The organism is Paenibacillus sp. MAH-35, from assembly GCF_058135425.1.
This window is the reverse complement of the sequence record NZ_JBYUPU010000009.1, coordinates 129,952-145,625: the sequence shown is the minus strand read 5'-3', so window position 1 is coordinate 145,625 and position 15,674 is coordinate 129,952. Positions and strand designations below refer to the sequence as shown.

General features: G+C 56.9%; 11 protein-coding genes. 5 read left to right on the top strand and 6 right to left on the bottom strand.

Annotation, left to right across the window (positions count from 1 at the left end):
• Window positions 1–194: 194 nt before the first annotated feature.
• The 5 genes from AC3Y2E_RS12235 (at window position 195) to glsA (ending at window position 2,822) form a co-directional block, all read left to right on the top strand.
• Window positions 195–437: a hypothetical protein gene (locus tag AC3Y2E_RS12235; protein WP_483875097.1), complete on the top strand. Its 243-nt coding sequence runs from the start codon at window positions 195–197 to the stop codon at window positions 435–437.
• On the top strand, window positions 373–699 hold the full coding sequence (locus tag AC3Y2E_RS12230) for a DinB/UmuC family translesion DNA polymerase (RefSeq protein WP_379210539.1): 327 nt from the start codon (window positions 373–375) through the stop codon (window positions 697–699). The genes AC3Y2E_RS12235 and AC3Y2E_RS12230 overlap by 65 nt, the downstream gene beginning before the upstream one ends.
• A 20-nt stretch (window positions 700–719) precedes the next feature.
• Window positions 720–806, top strand: a complete 87-nt coding sequence (locus tag AC3Y2E_RS12225; RefSeq protein WP_379210757.1) for a hypothetical protein — start codon at window positions 720–722, stop codon at window positions 804–806.
• Between the two features lie 72 nt (window positions 807–878).
• A complete protein-coding gene (locus AC3Y2E_RS12220; protein WP_379210537.1) occupies window positions 879–1,772 on the top strand; it encodes a sodium:solute symporter family transporter in 894 nt (297 codons plus the stop codon).
• A 105-nt stretch (window positions 1,773–1,877) separates the two neighbouring features.
• On the top strand, window positions 1,878–2,822 hold the full coding sequence (glsA, locus tag AC3Y2E_RS12215; protein ID WP_379210535.1) for a glutaminase A: 945 nt from the start codon (window positions 1,878–1,880) through the stop codon (window positions 2,820–2,822).
• A gap of 140 nt (window positions 2,823–2,962) precedes the next feature.
• Here the strand turns inward: glsA and AC3Y2E_RS12210 are convergent, their stop codons facing one another.
• The 6 genes from AC3Y2E_RS12210 to AC3Y2E_RS12185 all read right to left on the bottom strand — a co-directional run bounded on the left by AC3Y2E_RS12210 (window position 2,963) and on the right by AC3Y2E_RS12185 (window position 15,288).
• Entirely contained in the window at window positions 2,963–3,625 is a 663-nt protein-coding gene (locus AC3Y2E_RS12210; protein ID WP_379210532.1) for a DUF1266 domain-containing protein, read from the bottom strand.
• A gap of 25 nt (window positions 3,626–3,650) precedes the next feature.
• Window positions 3,651–5,633 carry a tetratricopeptide repeat protein gene (locus AC3Y2E_RS12205; protein ID WP_379210530.1) on the bottom strand — a complete coding sequence of 661 codons (1,983 nt, stop codon included), beginning with the start codon at window positions 5,631–5,633 and terminating at the stop codon, window positions 3,651–3,653.
• Window positions 5,633–7,333: a molecular chaperone HscC gene (locus AC3Y2E_RS12200; RefSeq protein WP_379210528.1), complete on the bottom strand. Its 1,701-nt coding sequence runs from the start codon at window positions 7,331–7,333 to the stop codon at window positions 5,633–5,635. Before AC3Y2E_RS12200 ends, AC3Y2E_RS12205 begins: the two co-directional genes overlap by 1 nt.
• A gap of 217 nt (window positions 7,334–7,550) precedes the next feature.
• Window positions 7,551–8,954: an extracellular solute-binding protein gene (locus AC3Y2E_RS12195; protein WP_379210526.1), complete on the bottom strand. Its 1,404-nt coding sequence runs from the start codon at window positions 8,952–8,954 to the stop codon at window positions 7,551–7,553.
• Between the two features lie 132 nt (window positions 8,955–9,086).
• Window positions 9,087–14,237 (bottom strand): heparinase II/III domain-containing protein, encoded by a 5,151-nt coding sequence (locus tag AC3Y2E_RS12190; protein WP_379210524.1) that lies wholly within the window; start codon window positions 14,235–14,237, stop codon window positions 9,087–9,089.
• A gap of 883 nt (window positions 14,238–15,120) precedes the next feature.
• Window positions 15,121–15,288, bottom strand: coding sequence for a hypothetical protein (locus AC3Y2E_RS12185; RefSeq protein WP_379210521.1), 168 nt, complete (start codon window positions 15,286–15,288; stop codon window positions 15,121–15,123).
• Window positions 15,289–15,674 lie beyond the last annotated feature (386 nt).

The window sequence follows — 15,674 nt, the reverse complement described above, 5'->3', positions numbered from 1 at the left end:
ACTGTCGTTGGCGATCTTCGTTCCGGATATGTAGTGCTTGTGGCATCGCCTAAAATGAAAATGGAATTTGTAATAAAAGCCGGTAGCCGTCTATATGAGATCCCCCATGATCCACGGATTCATGTTGTGACCGCACGAATGGGGCTGAATTTGGATTTCTCAATGAGTATTAAACTGTATTACATCATTCGCACCTGCAGAAGCCATACACGTTTATTTCAAAAGCTTTTCTGGATGTTCGAGGGAAAAATGAAGGTATCGCCTCCTGCACCTATGAGGAGGTTCCGGAAAAGCTATGGTTGGTGCCGGTGCAGGATATATGGGGGATTGGTCCGCGACTTCGAAAACATCTGAACCGAATGGGGGATCTATTTGCTCGGGGAATTGACCAACTACCCCATGGATCGTTTGCGAAAGAAATTTGGCATTACGGGTGAGCAACTTTGGACCCATGCAAACGGTATTGATTTAAGTGAAGTGAATGTAGAGCCGGGATATAACGAGCATAAGGGGTTTTCAAGTGGAATTACTCTTTTGCGTGATTATCACATATCGGAATTGTCCAAACCGATTCTTGATTTACTCGACGAAATCGCCGCACGGTTATGCCGGTTCCATATGGCTGCTAGAACCGTAAGTATTTCCTGTGGTTATAGTAAAGATTGGCGACCGAAGGGTAACACCGATCCCGTACATTAGATGGCCCGACGAACGATCCGCTGAAACTCCATGCTATCTGTCTGGAGTTGTTCCGGAGCAACGCGGGCGATCTACCGGTTCGTCATTTACATGTTAACATGTCATAACTCGTTCCAGAGGCTCGTGTCCAATACACTTATTTGACGATCCGGGAGCAGAGGAGAAGCGCCGGCGCGCTTATGGATGAAGTTCGCAAAAAGCATGGGGGGGAAGGCTTTGTTTCGTGCAAGCTCACTTACCGTCTGCCGCCGACACATAACGATGCGTTCGCCGGACCGTATACGCTCGGCTTCGTGCTCGCCTACCTGCTGATCAATTTCCTCAGCTACAACGGCGGCACGTGGAATTTGGCCCAGCGGTTCATAGCGGCTCCGAACGGCAGAGAAGCGCGCAAAGCCGCTTATTTGTCCTCCGCGCTATATTTGATCTGGCCGCTCATTCTGTTTTTTCCGATGTGGGCCGCTCCGGTGTTTTATCCGTCTCTGGCCGATCCGAACCAGTCGTACTCGATTATGGCGATGGACCTGCTGCCGCCCGGGCTGATCGGGCTTGTGCTTGCCTCGATGTTCGCCCATACGATGGCGATGACCACATCGGATGCGAACGCGATTACGGCTGTCGTCACCCGCGACATTTTGCCGAAGCTGTTCGGCCGGTTCCGCACGATAAGCAGCAAAGCGTCGCTGCTCGCCGCACGCGTAACGCTGGTCGTCTTCACGACGCTGACGCTGATCGTCGCCATCAACCAGCAAAACTTCGGAGGCATCCTCAGCCTGCTGATCACCTGGTTCGGCGCCCTCGTCGGCCCCATCTCGATCCCGATGCTGCTCGGCCTGCTGCCGGCCTTCAAGCGAAGCGGCTCGGCGGCGGCGATCCTATCCTGGGCCGGCGGCCTGCTGACGTTCGGGTACGTGAAATATATCATGGAGAACGCCTCCACCGCCGTGCTGGTCGCCTCTCCGGTCATCGTCTCCGCGATACTGTTTATCGGGATCGGATGGTTGACGAAAAAAAGCAGCGTTTCTCCGGAAGTCGATCGGCTCGTCGACTCGCTGAACGAAGACGCCAAGTAACTCCATCCGCTAAAGCGATTTGGAACACCCAAAAAGTTGTTCCGGAGACTCCGCCGGGCCATGTATAATTGAAGAGAGACTGGACCAGCCGAAGGAGAATCCGAGATGAGTTCCGTAGCCGCATTTCAAGATTTGACCGATCATTTGCCCGACTGGGTCGAAGCGTACCGCGCTTATGCCGCAGAAGGCCGGGTCGCCACCTATATCCCGGAGCTCGCTCATGCACCGCAGCAAGCACTCGGCATCACGCTGCACCATAAGTCCGGAGCCGTTATCTCTGCGGGAGACGCCGGTATGCCTTTTACCCTGCAAAGCATCTCCAAAGTATTCACGCTGCTGCTGGCCCTCATGGACCGCGGCGAAAAAGCCGTATTCGAGAAAGTAGGCATGGAGCCGACCGGCGACGTCTTCAACTCGATGCTGAAGCTGGAGCTCGTCCAGCCCGGCAAGCCGTTCAATCCGCTGATCAACGCGGGAGCGATCGTCATCTCCTCGCTCATCCGGGGAGACAGCCCGGAACACAAGGCGGAGCGCATCGTCCGGTTCATCCGCGAGCTGGCGGGAGACGAAGGACCTTCGATTAACGAACACGTCTACCGCTCCGAAGCGGAGACGGCGAACCGCAACCGGTCGCTCGCTTATTTTCTGAAAGATAACAAAGTGCTGGACGAGGAAGTCGAACCGACACTGGACGTTTACTTCCGTCAATGCGCCATCGAGGTTACATGCGCCCAGGTCGCCCGCATGGGGCTCGTTCTGGCAAATGACGGCGCCGACCCGTTCACCGGCCGCGAGCTGGTCCCGAAACGGTACGTTCGAATCGCCAAGTCGTTCATGGTGACGTGCGGCATGTACAACGCTTCCGGCGAATTCGCCATCCAGGTCGGCATCCCAGCCAAAAGCGGCGTAGCCGGCGGCATTCTGGCGCTCGTCCCGGGCGAGCTCGGCATCGGCATCATCGGACCGGCGCTTAACGACAAGGGCAACAGCACGGCAGGCGTCCACCTGCTCCGACTGCTCTCCGAGCGGTACGATTGGAGCATGTTCTGACCGGCTGCTGTGGGCTTTCCCCTCCTTACACAGAACTTATCGCTTCCCGTACCAACGCAAAGACGCTTCCCATCCTGATGAATCATCGGGAGGGAAGCGTCTTTGTATCGGAATCCGGCGGGCGATTCTCGCAGGCCTTTTCAGGAAGGCTTCTCCAGCACCATATTCCAATCGACTTGCCGATACGGACTATGCGGGGAAGCGAGCAGCTTCGTCAGAACGGGCCGGTTACGGCTGACGTAGTCGAAGGTCAGATCAGCATCCACATATTGCACGCCCGCCGCGAAGCCGTTCACATACTCGCTCCAGCCCGAATACGACCGCTGTGCGGCACGCGTGATCTGCAGCAGATAGGTCCAGTAATCGTCTTGCCCCATATAATGGAACTCCAGCCCCGCCCGGCACATAAAGGCGCACCACGCAAAGTCTACCGCGGCGATTCCCCCGGCGGGCAGCCGACGCAAATAATAATGGACGATGCTGAATTCGGTCAGCAGCTTCTCTTCCTTCAACGACCCGATATACCGCAGCCGCTCCGATTCGGGCAGCGCGGACAAGTAATACGCCTGCCGCTCGTAATTTTCCCTCCGCCCTTCGCACAGGAGCCAGTTGAGCATTTCTTTCAGGCCGCTCGCGTCCTTCACGTCCCAGTTCTCCAGCACTCTGCGCTGTACCGACCGGTCGACCGGTTTTCGTTTGATCGGAAATGTAAAGGATGCCGGACCGCTCAGGCAAATCATCGATAAGCACTGCCCGTACAGCTCCAGCTTTTTATGTTTATCGCTTTTGGCTTCTGTAGCCATTTGCTCGCACCTCCTTGTTGCCGCTTCAGAAGCGGGCCGCTCTATAACCTACCGCAAGCACGCGAATCAGTGACGCATACAGCAGCAGCAATACGATCACGTACAGAGTAAGCCGGAACGGCAGCTTGGTCCGCTTCGGGTCCTGCTCCTCCGGAATGATCCGGGTGTCGATCAGACGATCCGTCACCGTAGCCGCGTCTTGATACAGGGACAAGCCCGGCAGCTTCAGCATCTCTTGCACAAGCCCCGGGAGCTGCCGGGGCGGCATATCCAGCACTTGGCCCGTTACCTGCATCGTCTTTTCTTTGTTCCATTGATCCGCCTGTTTCGCGTCCGCTACCGCGATGACGAGCGAATCGCCGAGATAGCCCGCATAGATCCAGCCGGATGGAACTTCATTCGAATGACTCGTCTCCTTCTTGGCCAGCTCCAAGTAGGACGCGTATTCCGCCATCTCCTTGCCGCTCTCATCGCGGTTCTTGAATTCATATAAACCGATGAAGGAAATGTTGTTGTACGTAAACTGGACGTACGGGGCTCCCGACGGGATCTCTGCTGTGCTGCCAACCGGTACAGGCGGCGCCGGCTCCTCCCCGCCCTTCTTGTCCATCCATAATTCCGAGAGCGTCGATCCGGTATGCTTCTCGTAAGTGGTTGCGATCAGGTTGTGGGTGAACAGAATGAGCAGCGCGAGGAAAACAAACTTGATTTTCGGGAAAAACGTATACACCATCCGAAGCCGGGTCTTCCGGTCCCAAGGCTCAAGCCCGCCCCGAAGCTGCTGCAGCTCGGACCTGCGTCCTTTGAGACGGCCTGTCCGGATCGCTTCCTCCAGCTTCAGCCGGCTTTCGATCAGCGCGGTCGTCGCCTGGATGTCGTTCGGGTTCGCTTGCAGCACCTGTTCGAAAGACGATACGGCGCGGTCAAGCTCTCCCGTCTTCATCTCACATAACCCGCGAATATACCGGATGTCCGACAGCTCCGGCTGACGCTCCAGCACGATGCTGCATGCCTCAATCGCCTCGGCGTACAAGCCTTGATCGTAATAAATCCGGGCCCGGTACATATACCCGTCGATGTCGTCCGGATGTACGGCGATCCCTCTGCCGAAGGCGGCGAGAGCGAGCTCCGTGTCTCCCGTGCGGAGGTAATACTCCCCTTGCAGCCGAAGCAGATCAGGATCGTCCGGATAGATCGCACAAGCCTGGCCGATCGCCTCGGCGGCGGAATCGAGATCATTGTGCCGCAGCGACTGGAAAACGTCGTAACGCAGACGCAAAAACGTATCGGTGTCCCGTCCTCCCCCGCCGCTTAGAAATGTAAAGCGCAGCTCGGGCCCTTCGAGCTGTCCGGTCAAATACTCGACGAAATCCGAGTAGCGGTCGCCGAAATACGCTTCCTCCTGCGCCCGGTTCCGCCATCCGAAGTTGTCCTCCAGCAGCTGCCAGATGCTGCGCGGAAGCTGATCGCGCTCCTCCAGAAAATCCGCCATCCGATCGCTCAGCGTCCGCTTCAGCTCCACATTCCAGACGACGTCCGCGCTCAGCAGCTCCTGCCATCGTTCCACCTGAATCCGGGCGGCGAAGTCGTCGTACAACGATTCGGCCTCTTCCATAAACTCCCCGATCGGCGAGTTACTCTGCCGGAATTCGTCGTGCGTGTCGAGCAGGGTGAACCTTGGAAGTCTATAGTCGTCCTCCCGGTCATCTTCCTCGTAGTCGCCGTCCTCCTCGGCGTTTTCTTCGGCATTCCCTTCGGCGTCCTGTTCATCGTCTTCTGCGCAGCCAGCTTCGCGCTCGTTTTCCCATTCTTCCTCTTCCACTTCATCGCAGCGTTCCGGCTCCGGCCGCTTGGCAAGCCTCTGTGCCTCGTCATACGCTTCTCTTAACCGCTGATACCCCGCCGGGTCGTCCTCGGGATGGTGAATTTTCAGCTTTCGGGCGTAAGCCCGCTTAATGTGCGTGACATCGCGGGTCGGCTCGATGCCGAGTAGCTCCCAGATGTTCATCAGTATTCCAGCCACCTCTCAAAATGAAGCAGCTGCTTTTTAAATTCGGTCGCGGCTTTTTTGATGTCCGGCTCGTTTTGCGTAGCGAGCACACTTTCAAATTGACTGAGATAAAACGCAATTTCATTGCGCTTTTCCCCGAGCGCCTCTTCATACAGCCGCTCTCCCTTGGCGAGCAGCAGCCGGTTCTCCGTTCGTTCGCGGGGATGAATTTTAATGTCTCTAAGCTCCGCCAGCCGGGCCTCGATTTCCTCAGGCGTCAGGCTTCCCGGATTTTTCTCGATAATCAGCTTCTTTTTCTCCCCGGTCGAGACGGTCGTCACTTCCACTTCCAAAATTCCGTTAATATCGTATGTATAACGGACGTCGATCGCCTGCTTGCCCGCCGGGTCGGACGGCACCATCACCGTAAAGCCGCCGATTTTGATATTGTTCTCAACCTTGCGGCTTTCGCCCTGGAACACATCGACCGATATTTCCGTCTGGTTGTCGTTTACCGTGTAGAACCGTTCCACCTTGCTGACCGGAATCGGGGTGTTGCGTTCGATTATCGGCATGTAATGCCCGGATTCGTACTTGCCGTTGCCCAGCCGCCTGATCACGTCGGTGCCGAGCGTATACGGACATACGTCGGTCAACACCACTTCCCTCAGAGCTTCGTTCCGCTCCTTGAGCGCCACCTGGATCGCGGCCCCCAGCGCCACGGCCTCGTCCGGATTGATCTGCGAGAACGGAAGCCGCCCGAACATTTTGCTGACCACTGACTTGATAATCGGCATCCGCGTAGCCCCTCCGACCAGAATGACTGCATCGAGATCGCTTGGCGACAACGACGCGTCCCGCAAGGCGCGCTCGATCGGATGGCGCAAACGCAGCATGAGCTGGCTGCATATTTTCTCGAATTGCTGGCGGTCTATGCGGAGCTCGCAGGTGTTCTCCCCGTATTGGAAGCTCATCCGGCCGACCGCCTCCTGCCCGAGAGCCTTCTTGCACAACTCGGCCTGCTTGAACAGGGCGGAACGGCCTTTGTAGTCGAGCGTCTGCAGATCGATCCCGCTGGTTTCGACAAAATAAGAGACAAGCTGATTGGTGAAATCTTCCCCGCCCAGGTAGTTGTCGCCCGCGATCGACTTCACTTCCATCACGCCTTCGAAAAACTCCAGAATCGACACGTCAAACGTGCCGCCCCCCAGGTCGAAGACGAGGAACTTCGTATCCGACTCCTCCTGATGGAGCCCGTACGCGATCGCGGCCGCCGTCGGCTCGCTGATCAGCCGCTCCACCTTCAGGCCGGCAATTTCCGCCGCACGTTTGGTCGCCTTGCGCTGCATGTCGTTGAAGTAGGCGGGAACGCTGATCACCGCCTCTGCGATTTCCTGTCCGAGGAACGCCTCCGCATCGGCCTTCAACGATTGGATGACGAAGGAGGACAGCTCTTCGGGAGTAAACGAATAGTCGCCCAGAGGAACCACTTTTTCCGTGCCCATATATCGCTTGAAGACCGAGGCGGACCGGTCCGGATGGGTAATCAGCCGTTCCTTGGCAATCTGCCCGACGAGCACCTCGCCGTTATCGTCGACGCTGATCACCGACGGCGTCAGCCGCTCCCCCAGCACATTCGGGATAATCGCCGGTCCGTTGTCGGTCCAGTACGCTACGAGACTGTTGGAAGTCCCCAAATCAATTCCTATCATTGTCATGTCCATTACCTCGCGCTTGTAAGTTTTCGAAAAGGTGTCTATTTCCGCCACTTCATGTATTATCGGCAAACATCTTGTTTATTTTTATGAAAAGTGGCGAAATGCTCCTTCGCACGCGGCGAATTGCAAAAAAGCCCTCTTCACAAACAAGAGGGCCGTACTTGTACACTACGAATCTATCGGCCGTTAGGTGGCGCCCAACGACAGCAAATTCGGCTTAGCCATACTCCCGGGCCAATGACTTCCAGACCTGCTCGAACGTTTCCGTCCGGAACCAGACCATCTCCATCGCCCGGGACAGCTTCGTCACTTGCTCGCAGGTCAAGCCCAGATCGTTGACCAATTGGATATCGCCGAGCGTCTCCTTGAACGACTCATACCCGGAGCCTGCAAAGGCGGAGTGCGGATACTCGGCGGATTCCGCGACGGTTCGGACCGCAGGGAGCGTCGTGCTCCTCTGTTTCACGAGCGCCTGAATCGGCGTCGACAGCAAGTATTGGATGAAATAACGAGCCTCGTGCACGTTCTCGCACCCTTTGCCGATCCCGATATTTGTAGAGATTGCCAGGGAGCGGTCGTGCCGGCCTGCCGGGAATTTGCAGACGCCCCAGTCGAACCGGCTCTCCTCGTACAGCGTGCACAGGTAATACGTGGACAAGATCATTCCGACCTTGCCCTGCTGGAAAATCTGCTCGCTCAGGTCCGAAGCTGTATGGAGCAGCGGCGCCGCCCGGTGCTTGTAGATCAGATCGAGGATGAATTGAATGCCGGCGTCCCCTGCTCCGTTCAAGGGCGGAAACGCCTTCCCGCTGCGGGCGAATTGCCCCCCCTCCTGCATAAAAAACAGCGGCCACCGGTAAAAGGAAGGGGACAGCGCGAATCCGTACTGAACGGTCGAATCGTCGATCTGCCGGCTCAGCCGCACCGCAGCCTGTACGAAATCGTCCCACGTCCAGCCGCCATCCGGAACGTCCAGTCCGCCATCCTCGAACATCGACCGGTTGTAGACGAGCATAACCGGGGAGAAGGAAACCGGCACGGCAAACAATTGCCCGCCGCGCCTGGCCGGCTTCCACAAAAAATCGTAAATGTCGTTCCCCGTCTCCAGATGAAGATCCGTTAGCGGCTGCAGCACCGCTTCGATCTTCTCCGCTTCAAGCTCGAACAGAAACCGGTTGGAGATGCTGATCAGATCGGGCTTCAGCTCCTGCATATCCTGCTGTTTGTATCCCGCGTACACAAGCGGCGTGATCTCGCTGGAGAACGGCACGAGCCGGACTTGGATATGAGCGTGCTCCCGGTTGAAGCGTCCGACGATCTCCTCGATCATCGGGTACTCGTAGGAGGGAAGCATCCAGTACAGATTCAGCAGCGTCACCTTCCGGTTCCCCGGGCTGTCCCCGAGCGCGAGAACGACGCTGCCTTTGCCCGCGATCGTCCGGATCAGCCCCTCCCCGGCAAGTTCCGCAACCGCTTTGCGGACGGTCGGACGGCTGAGCCCGTATTGCTCGGCGATCGTATTCTCGGAAGGGATGTATTCGCCCTCCTTCAGCTTTCCGCTCATAATCCCCAGCTTCAGATCATGCAGCAATTTCGCGTATTTCTTGGAGCCTGCTCTCACATCCGGTCCTCCCCATAGATTGGCCCCGCTCCCGGGGCGGTGTCCCGTCCTGTCTATATGGCCTTATCATATCACACCCGGACAGACGGCAAAAGCCGGCTCGATTGGCCGGCTCTTCCCGATCCCGTCCGCTTACCCGCCGACGGTCACGATAAGGATGTCGCTCGATGCGGCGCCTGCTTCGTTGGTCAGCTCGGCCCGGTATTCATACGTGCCCGGCCCCCGGCCCGCGATATTCGTCACGGCGGACTGCGCCGCAGGCGTCCGGTCCGTCAAAGTCCGGGTATCGATCAATACGCCGTTCTCGTACAGCCGGTACTCCGTTCCATTCGTGCCCCACCATAAATTCATGCTCACCTGGTAGCTGCCGTCCCCGTCCCAATTGTTATGGGCGATGACCGGCTTGCCCGGCGTTGCTCCCGTCACGGTGACGATGTGCTCGGCGCTCACGGTAGTGCCGTACGCGTTCGTAAGCTCGGCGCGGTACCGGTATGTGCCGTTGTTCTTGCCGCTAATCGGGGTAACGGCCGATTGCGCCGAAGGCGTCCGGTCGGATAACGGCTGCGTATCGATTAGTACGCCGTCTTCATACAACCTGTACAGCCAGCCGTTCTCCCCGTGCCACAAGTTCATCGTCATGTCGTAGGTGCCGTCCCGTATGCCGTAGTCGTGACCATTATTATCCGACAGCACCGGCATGCCCGGCTTGGCCGTGCTGTTCGTCGTACCCGTCACGAGCAAGGTGACCGGCTCCGACGCGAGTTCCCCGTAGGTCGCCTTCAGCACGGTCGTACCGGCTTTTTTAAGCAGCAGCAATCCCGTACTCATGAATTCGGCCACACTGCTGTCCGAGCTCTCATAGTGCGCCCAACCGGTGGCATCCGCAACTGCGCCGCTGCCGTACACGGCCGTCACCACTGTCTGCGACACCGTGCCCGCCGGTGCGGGCGAAGTGATCCCTTCCAGGCGGATCGACGCAAGACCCGGCGCCGAGTATGAATCCCGATAAGACAGCGGGATGCGAAACGACGCTCCCTGCGCGATGTCGTATACGTACCCTTTGCTGAAGTCGTTCGGGTCCCGGTAAGAACGGATCGGCGTCGTGTCTCCGAGATCGAGGCGGTACTGCTGATCTCCCGGCCCCTGCGAGACGCCTACAATCTCGTAGGTGCCGTTGCGCACCCGGTCGTTATCGACATGGATCATCCGGCCGACCAGCGTCTGCGGCGAGAGTCCGCGCAGATCCAGATGCACGACGATCTCATTTGTCAGCGACATGTCTTTCGTAAAATCGGCGACTGTCCCGTTCAAGCTGCCGAACGGCTTCTGGATAGCGGGTTCGCCGATCGGTCCGATCAGCGTGCCGTCGTGCAGATAAGCCGACTCGTACGCCCCGTCTCGTTCCGAATATACCCCGAAAAAGCCTTGGAACCGGAGCCGGTTCTCCACCGTATACACGGCGCTGGGGTCCAGCGAATAGAAGATATAGTCTACTCTTCCGTTTGCGAGCTGCACCTTTACTGTCTGAACGGCGTCATCGGTTACGATCGCCCCGTCCTTATACACACTGAGCCGCTCTGCCGATGCGATCGTCCGGCTGTTCCGGTACGGCTCGATCACGGACGTGAACGTCGATTTCAAGTCCACTCCCTGTCGCTCGGCCACCATGTAGCGGACCGAAGGCGGGCTCTTGGCGTTATTCTGCGGCGGCTGCCCGCTCGCGAGCGCGACCTGATCGACGTCGCTAAGCATCGTCAGACGAAGATGAACGTTCGGATCTTCCGGATGAATGCCCCAGGTATCCTTCACTTTCCAGTCGACGCTGAACGGCGCCTGCGGATTCGCCGCCCGGTCCACATCGAACAAATAGTGGAACCCGCTGCCCTTGTACCCGCCGCCCGAACCGCTGCCCGGCTCCTTCTGCCCGTACGGAACGTCGATGCCCGCATACGTGCCGACATACCGGCCGCTGCCGTCCTGCTGCGGGACGAGCGTGAGCCCTTCCGCCGTTACCGCCGACGCATCCGCGCTGTGGAAGCTGAACGTATGGCTGCTTCCGCCCTCTACGCGGAAGAAGTCGACCGCATACGAGTTCTCCTCATCCACCCGAATCATCGAGGTCGTCCGGCGGTACGTCTCCGTGTTCGGATACACCCGCGGGGCTTCCACGTCAACCAGCTGCACATTCCCGTCTCCGTCGAAATGATGCGGAATGCCGACGATTGAGCCGCTCTGTTTGGACTTATCGACTACAACCGTATTATGGGAGATCGTATTCTCCGTCCATTCCATACGTTTCGGATCGCTGCCGGTGACGTCCGGATAACCGAGATCCGGGGCCAGATCCATCCCGTACGCATGAATGCCGAGATTCAGCGTATCCTTATGCCCGTGCCCGCCGTTCCGTCCGAAGTAAAGCCATACGTCCCGCTGCGTATCCTGCTGCGCGTGCTGCTCCCGTTCCCTGTCTTCCGGACGGACCAGAGCCAGCTTTTTGAACGCCGCGTAATACCCTGTCGCTCCCGGCGATTGTCCTTCGTAGACGAATGAGAGCGTATGCGGGCCCGCCTCCAGCCACCGGGTCGCCAGCGTGGAGAAGCTGTCCGGAGCCGAAGCGCCGTAAAAATCATACGAGCCTGCGTCCACCCCGTCGATGGCGACCTTGTATTTGCCGTAGCTGGGCGCTTTGTTCGGCAGCATGTCGATATCGTATTCGCCCGCAGCCGGTACGGAAAACCGAAACGTGATCGCCGCGCCCGCACCGTCCGTATTCTGGAACAGCAGCGCGTTGTAATTGGGCAAATATTTCGTTCCCCGGTTCGCGGAGACGATCTCCAGATCGTTAAACTCGTAGACAGTCCCGTTCGCATAAAATGGAGGGCTTCCGTCGCGGAGCGCCGCCAGTCCGTAGCCGCTCATCAGCGAGCTGTCCAGCTGCATCGGGCCTTCCGACGCGATTACATTCGCGATGTCGACAGCGACCTGCTCCGGATTCGGGGAGAAGATGCTTCCATGAATGCCGCTTGCCGAGCCGCCGTTTTTCAAGTAAATCAGTTGGGCGTGAAGCGGATTGCCCCACCGTTCGAAAGCCAAAATATCGTGGTTTTTGTCCCCGACCAAAGCAGGCGAGCCGAGAAATCCGGAGTCCCCGATCGACGGCGTATATTTGCCCAGCATCGTCAGACGGTAAAAGGCGGAGAACATTTTCTGAAATTTGACGTTGCGGTACAGATCGAATTCCGGATAACGTTCGTATCCGTCCAGAACCTCCGCCGCTTCCAGAAACGTGTTCAGCCACAAACCGTTGTAGCCGGGCGCCGCTTCGTTGCCCATCCCGTCCCGGTCGACTTCGTCCGCCAGCAGCCGGTTCAGGTCCCCGCCGGTCACCTGATATTGTCTGCCGTATGGCCGGTCCGGGTCCTGGACCACGATGAGCCCGCCCGACTGGAATACATAATCGAGCCACTGCTTGGAGGTGACCTCTTCGTCGAGCACGACCGCTGCCAGTGCCAGAGCGCTTTGGTGCATCCCGTTGTTGCCGCGGATTTGCGACTTCTGCATGCCCGGATAGACGATGCGCACGATATGGTCTTCGATGTTTTTCTGGATCGCCGCCGCGGAATGTTTCGGATTCGCCATCTGGTACGTCTGCGCCTTGGCCGACAAAAAGGTGGCCAGCCGATCCTCCAGAACCTCGATCTCCGGGAAAAAAGCGTCGTAGGCGAACAGAAGGCTTTTCACGAGTCCGGTCTCCCAGATGTCGTTCACCGCTTTCCCTTGCGCGGAATGGACGGCCGGATCGCCGTTATCGAATCCTTTGGCCCACGGATAAGCGGTCACGTCGAGGTCCGGATACAGATCGGCCACCCGGTCGAGCAGAATAAGACCTTTATAGGCATATTCCGCATCGCCCGTGTACAGATACGCATCCCGCAAGCTGTTCAGAGCTTTCATAATAAAGCCGTTGTACCAAATGCCCCAGTGGTTGTAGTAGGCGATAAAGGTCCAGATGTCGCCATTCGCTTCCGTCCAGCCCCAGCCGTCGTCGACTCCCCAGTCCGATTGCGGGTCGCCGGTATTCGTCAAATAGGGGGCTCCGTTGCTCAGAGCCTGCCGGTAGTCGAACACACCGTATTCGTTTATCCCGCTCTGGTAGAAGGAGGCGAAGTCGTTAGTCGGGAAAAATCGTCCGGTTACCGGACTTTGCAGCTTCCAGGGGTACTGGATCGGATCGATTTTCCAAGGGTAATTGCCGTAGCTGCTAATCGTGGAATCGTCCGGATCGGGACTGCCCTTCTGCCTTAATTTGTACCGCGTGGCGATCCCGAGACTGCGGGAGACGCTTTGCGGCGTCACGATACTCCACAGCTGATCGTCGCCAAGCGCCGCATAAGGCGCCGCGCTGGTCACCGCCGAGTCTCTCTGGGCCCGCGCCCAGTCGTAGGCTGCAATACTCGCTTGGGCGTTCGCCCGTTTGGCGTCGGTGTAGTAGGTGCTCTTCGTTTTGCTGCCCGTGACATTCCCGCTGAAATCGTCCGCTCTCAGCGTCAGAATAGTCGTCTTCGTCGTTCCTTCGGCGGTCACTTTGATCTTGATCTCGCTGCTTCCCGCCGACAGCGCCTGGAAGACGCCCGTTGACGGATGTACGGCGAATACGCCGGGATTGGAGCTGGCATACGTCACTTGCGAGATGTCCGCCGCCTCCAGCAGCGATCCGTCCGTTCGGGTGCCGTACCATTCTACCGTGCCGGTATCCCCGATCTGATACAGCGTCTTGGAGGTGGCGGGCACCAGATGGTCGAACAGCGACGAAGGGGTTGACGTAACTTCACGGAATGCGGCTTCGTCATAATAAGTCGTTCCTTTATTGGCGCTGGACAAATAGAGCAGCAATGTGGCGGCAACAGCCCCGGCCGGCGCGGCGGCCCGGATCTCTGTCCTGGCCCACTGCCCCCGGGTATCGTTCACCTTGGTGCTGACCGGAGTCAGACGTTTGCCAGCCGCGTCCCAAAACTCCAAATACAGATAAGAGTTCGTATCCACGTTGTAGGACATGACCGAGGCTTCGTAGTTCTGCCCGGGCGTTACCGGAATTTTGGAGCTGCGCAGCCCCGCCGACAGGGTGAGGTTCGTGATTTTGGCGCTGTAGGTGCCGGCGTACACTTGCTCGGTCGACGTCTGATACAGCTGGTTGTTGTCGTAAATCGTCCAGTCGGACGGCTTCCCGTTCGTTTGACTTTCGAAGTCCCGGTTTTTCGGCTGCAAAGATTGTTCAGCATTCACGGCAGTTGCCTCCGCGGATAAAGTTGGAATCGGTAAAGCAAACAAAGAAAGCAGGAGTGCGCAAACCAGCAACATACTTAATGCTTTGAAATGAAGGCGAGATCCCATATTTTGAGAACAACTCCTCTTACAAAATGGCAGTTCGTTTACAGCATTTGCAAGCGGTTACATGTTGTCCGATACGTTAAGCCGTTCTGCGGTTCTTGCTGCGCGTTATCCGTCCGGCGCCCATGCTCCGGGCGGAGCCTCCCTCCTTTTGGAAATTATTATTTACATGCATAATTTACATGACAAATTACCGACTGTCAATGAAAAAACAGAAAACGAATAATAAAAACGGCAGTCTGTCCCCAACGTTATTTTGCTCTTTTTCGAGCCAAACTTTGAACCGGATGACCTTGAGAAAAAGGACCTCAGTCTCCACGTTACAGTGGAAATTGAGGTCCTTTCGTTAGGAAATGGGGGCATTCGCGTGTTCTACGAACCTTTTGGGACAGCCCCTCCTTTGGCGTGCGCAAATCCAAATGCAAATATGCATACGTTCGTACAGGGCAGGATACGGCTCCCTCCGCTTCAACCGCTCGTTGGTGAGGTTTTGTGTAACCACTCGATTTCAAAATAGGTTCGTGAACAAAACAAAAAAAGAGGTGAAACACCTCCTCCGCCTCGAACTGCTAGATCCTAATCCTGACGTTTATGTACCCGATGAAGCGAGATGCCCGTAGATACTGCTTCCTATATAAAAACGACAATCGTCCTTAGGGAGAACGACTGTGTTTCAGCAGATGTATATGCGGGTAATAAAAGGTTAACCGAGGTTTCATTCCGAAGCCTGTTCAGGAGCGGCAACGCGCTCCCTGCACTCCAATCCTGCAAAATCCAACTAGAGAACGGCCGGCAGTCCGTCCACTGTATACGTCGTACAATCCGTCTGCACCGCAAGCGGCGGTTTCGGCGGGTTTGGCTGTTCCTTCACAACGTACCCCGTAACACCCATCTGTCTCATAATCACCCGGATGTCCAAACTGATCTTCACTCCGGCAGTATTCATCTAACTCCCCCCGATGATTGGAAATTAATCCCTAGTAATAGTTATCGCACGATGGCGGTGTAAATACTGTCAAAGTGTGTCGGGTATTCACATAAATTTTCATTTAAATTTAGACTAAGATTGCATAAATAACTAGAACGAAAGCTTCGGCTTTTACGGTCGATCCTACCCCCCGTCCTATTCGGCTCCGACTTCCGCACGACTGGCGCACCGGGATAAAACAAGGTATTTTCACCTAAAACGCCGCATCCGCTCATGTCCTTCGCCCCCTATCTTTCCCTTAAAAAATACTTAATGGAAATATTACCCTTTCGACAAGAACCAACTTTTTAGACGTAAATTTACTGTCGAAATGTGTAATCCGGCCGATTTCTATACCTCCAAAA

Bases quoted from the DNA above. Each gene is read 5' to 3' on its own strand.
- AC3Y2E_RS12220 (WP_379210537.1), top strand. From the start codon at position 879: ATGGATGAAGTTCGCAAAAAGCATGGGGGGGAAGGCTTTGTTTCGTGC.
- glsA (WP_379210535.1), top strand. From the start codon at position 1,878: ATGAGTTCCGTAGCCGCATTTCAAGATTTGACCGATCATTTGCCCGAC.
- AC3Y2E_RS12210 (WP_379210532.1), bottom strand. From the start codon at position 3,625: ATGGCTACAGAAGCCAAAAGCGATAAACATAAAAAGCTGGAGCTGTAC.
- AC3Y2E_RS12205 (WP_379210530.1), bottom strand. From the start codon at position 5,633: ATGAACATCTGGGAGCTACTCGGCATCGAGCCGACCCGCGATGTCACG.
- AC3Y2E_RS12200 (WP_379210528.1), bottom strand. From the start codon at position 7,333: ATGACAATGATAGGAATTGATTTGGGGACTTCCAACAGTCTCGTAGCG.
- AC3Y2E_RS12185 (WP_379210521.1), bottom strand. From the start codon at position 15,288: ATGAATACTGCCGGAGTGAAGATCAGTTTGGACATCCGGGTGATTATG.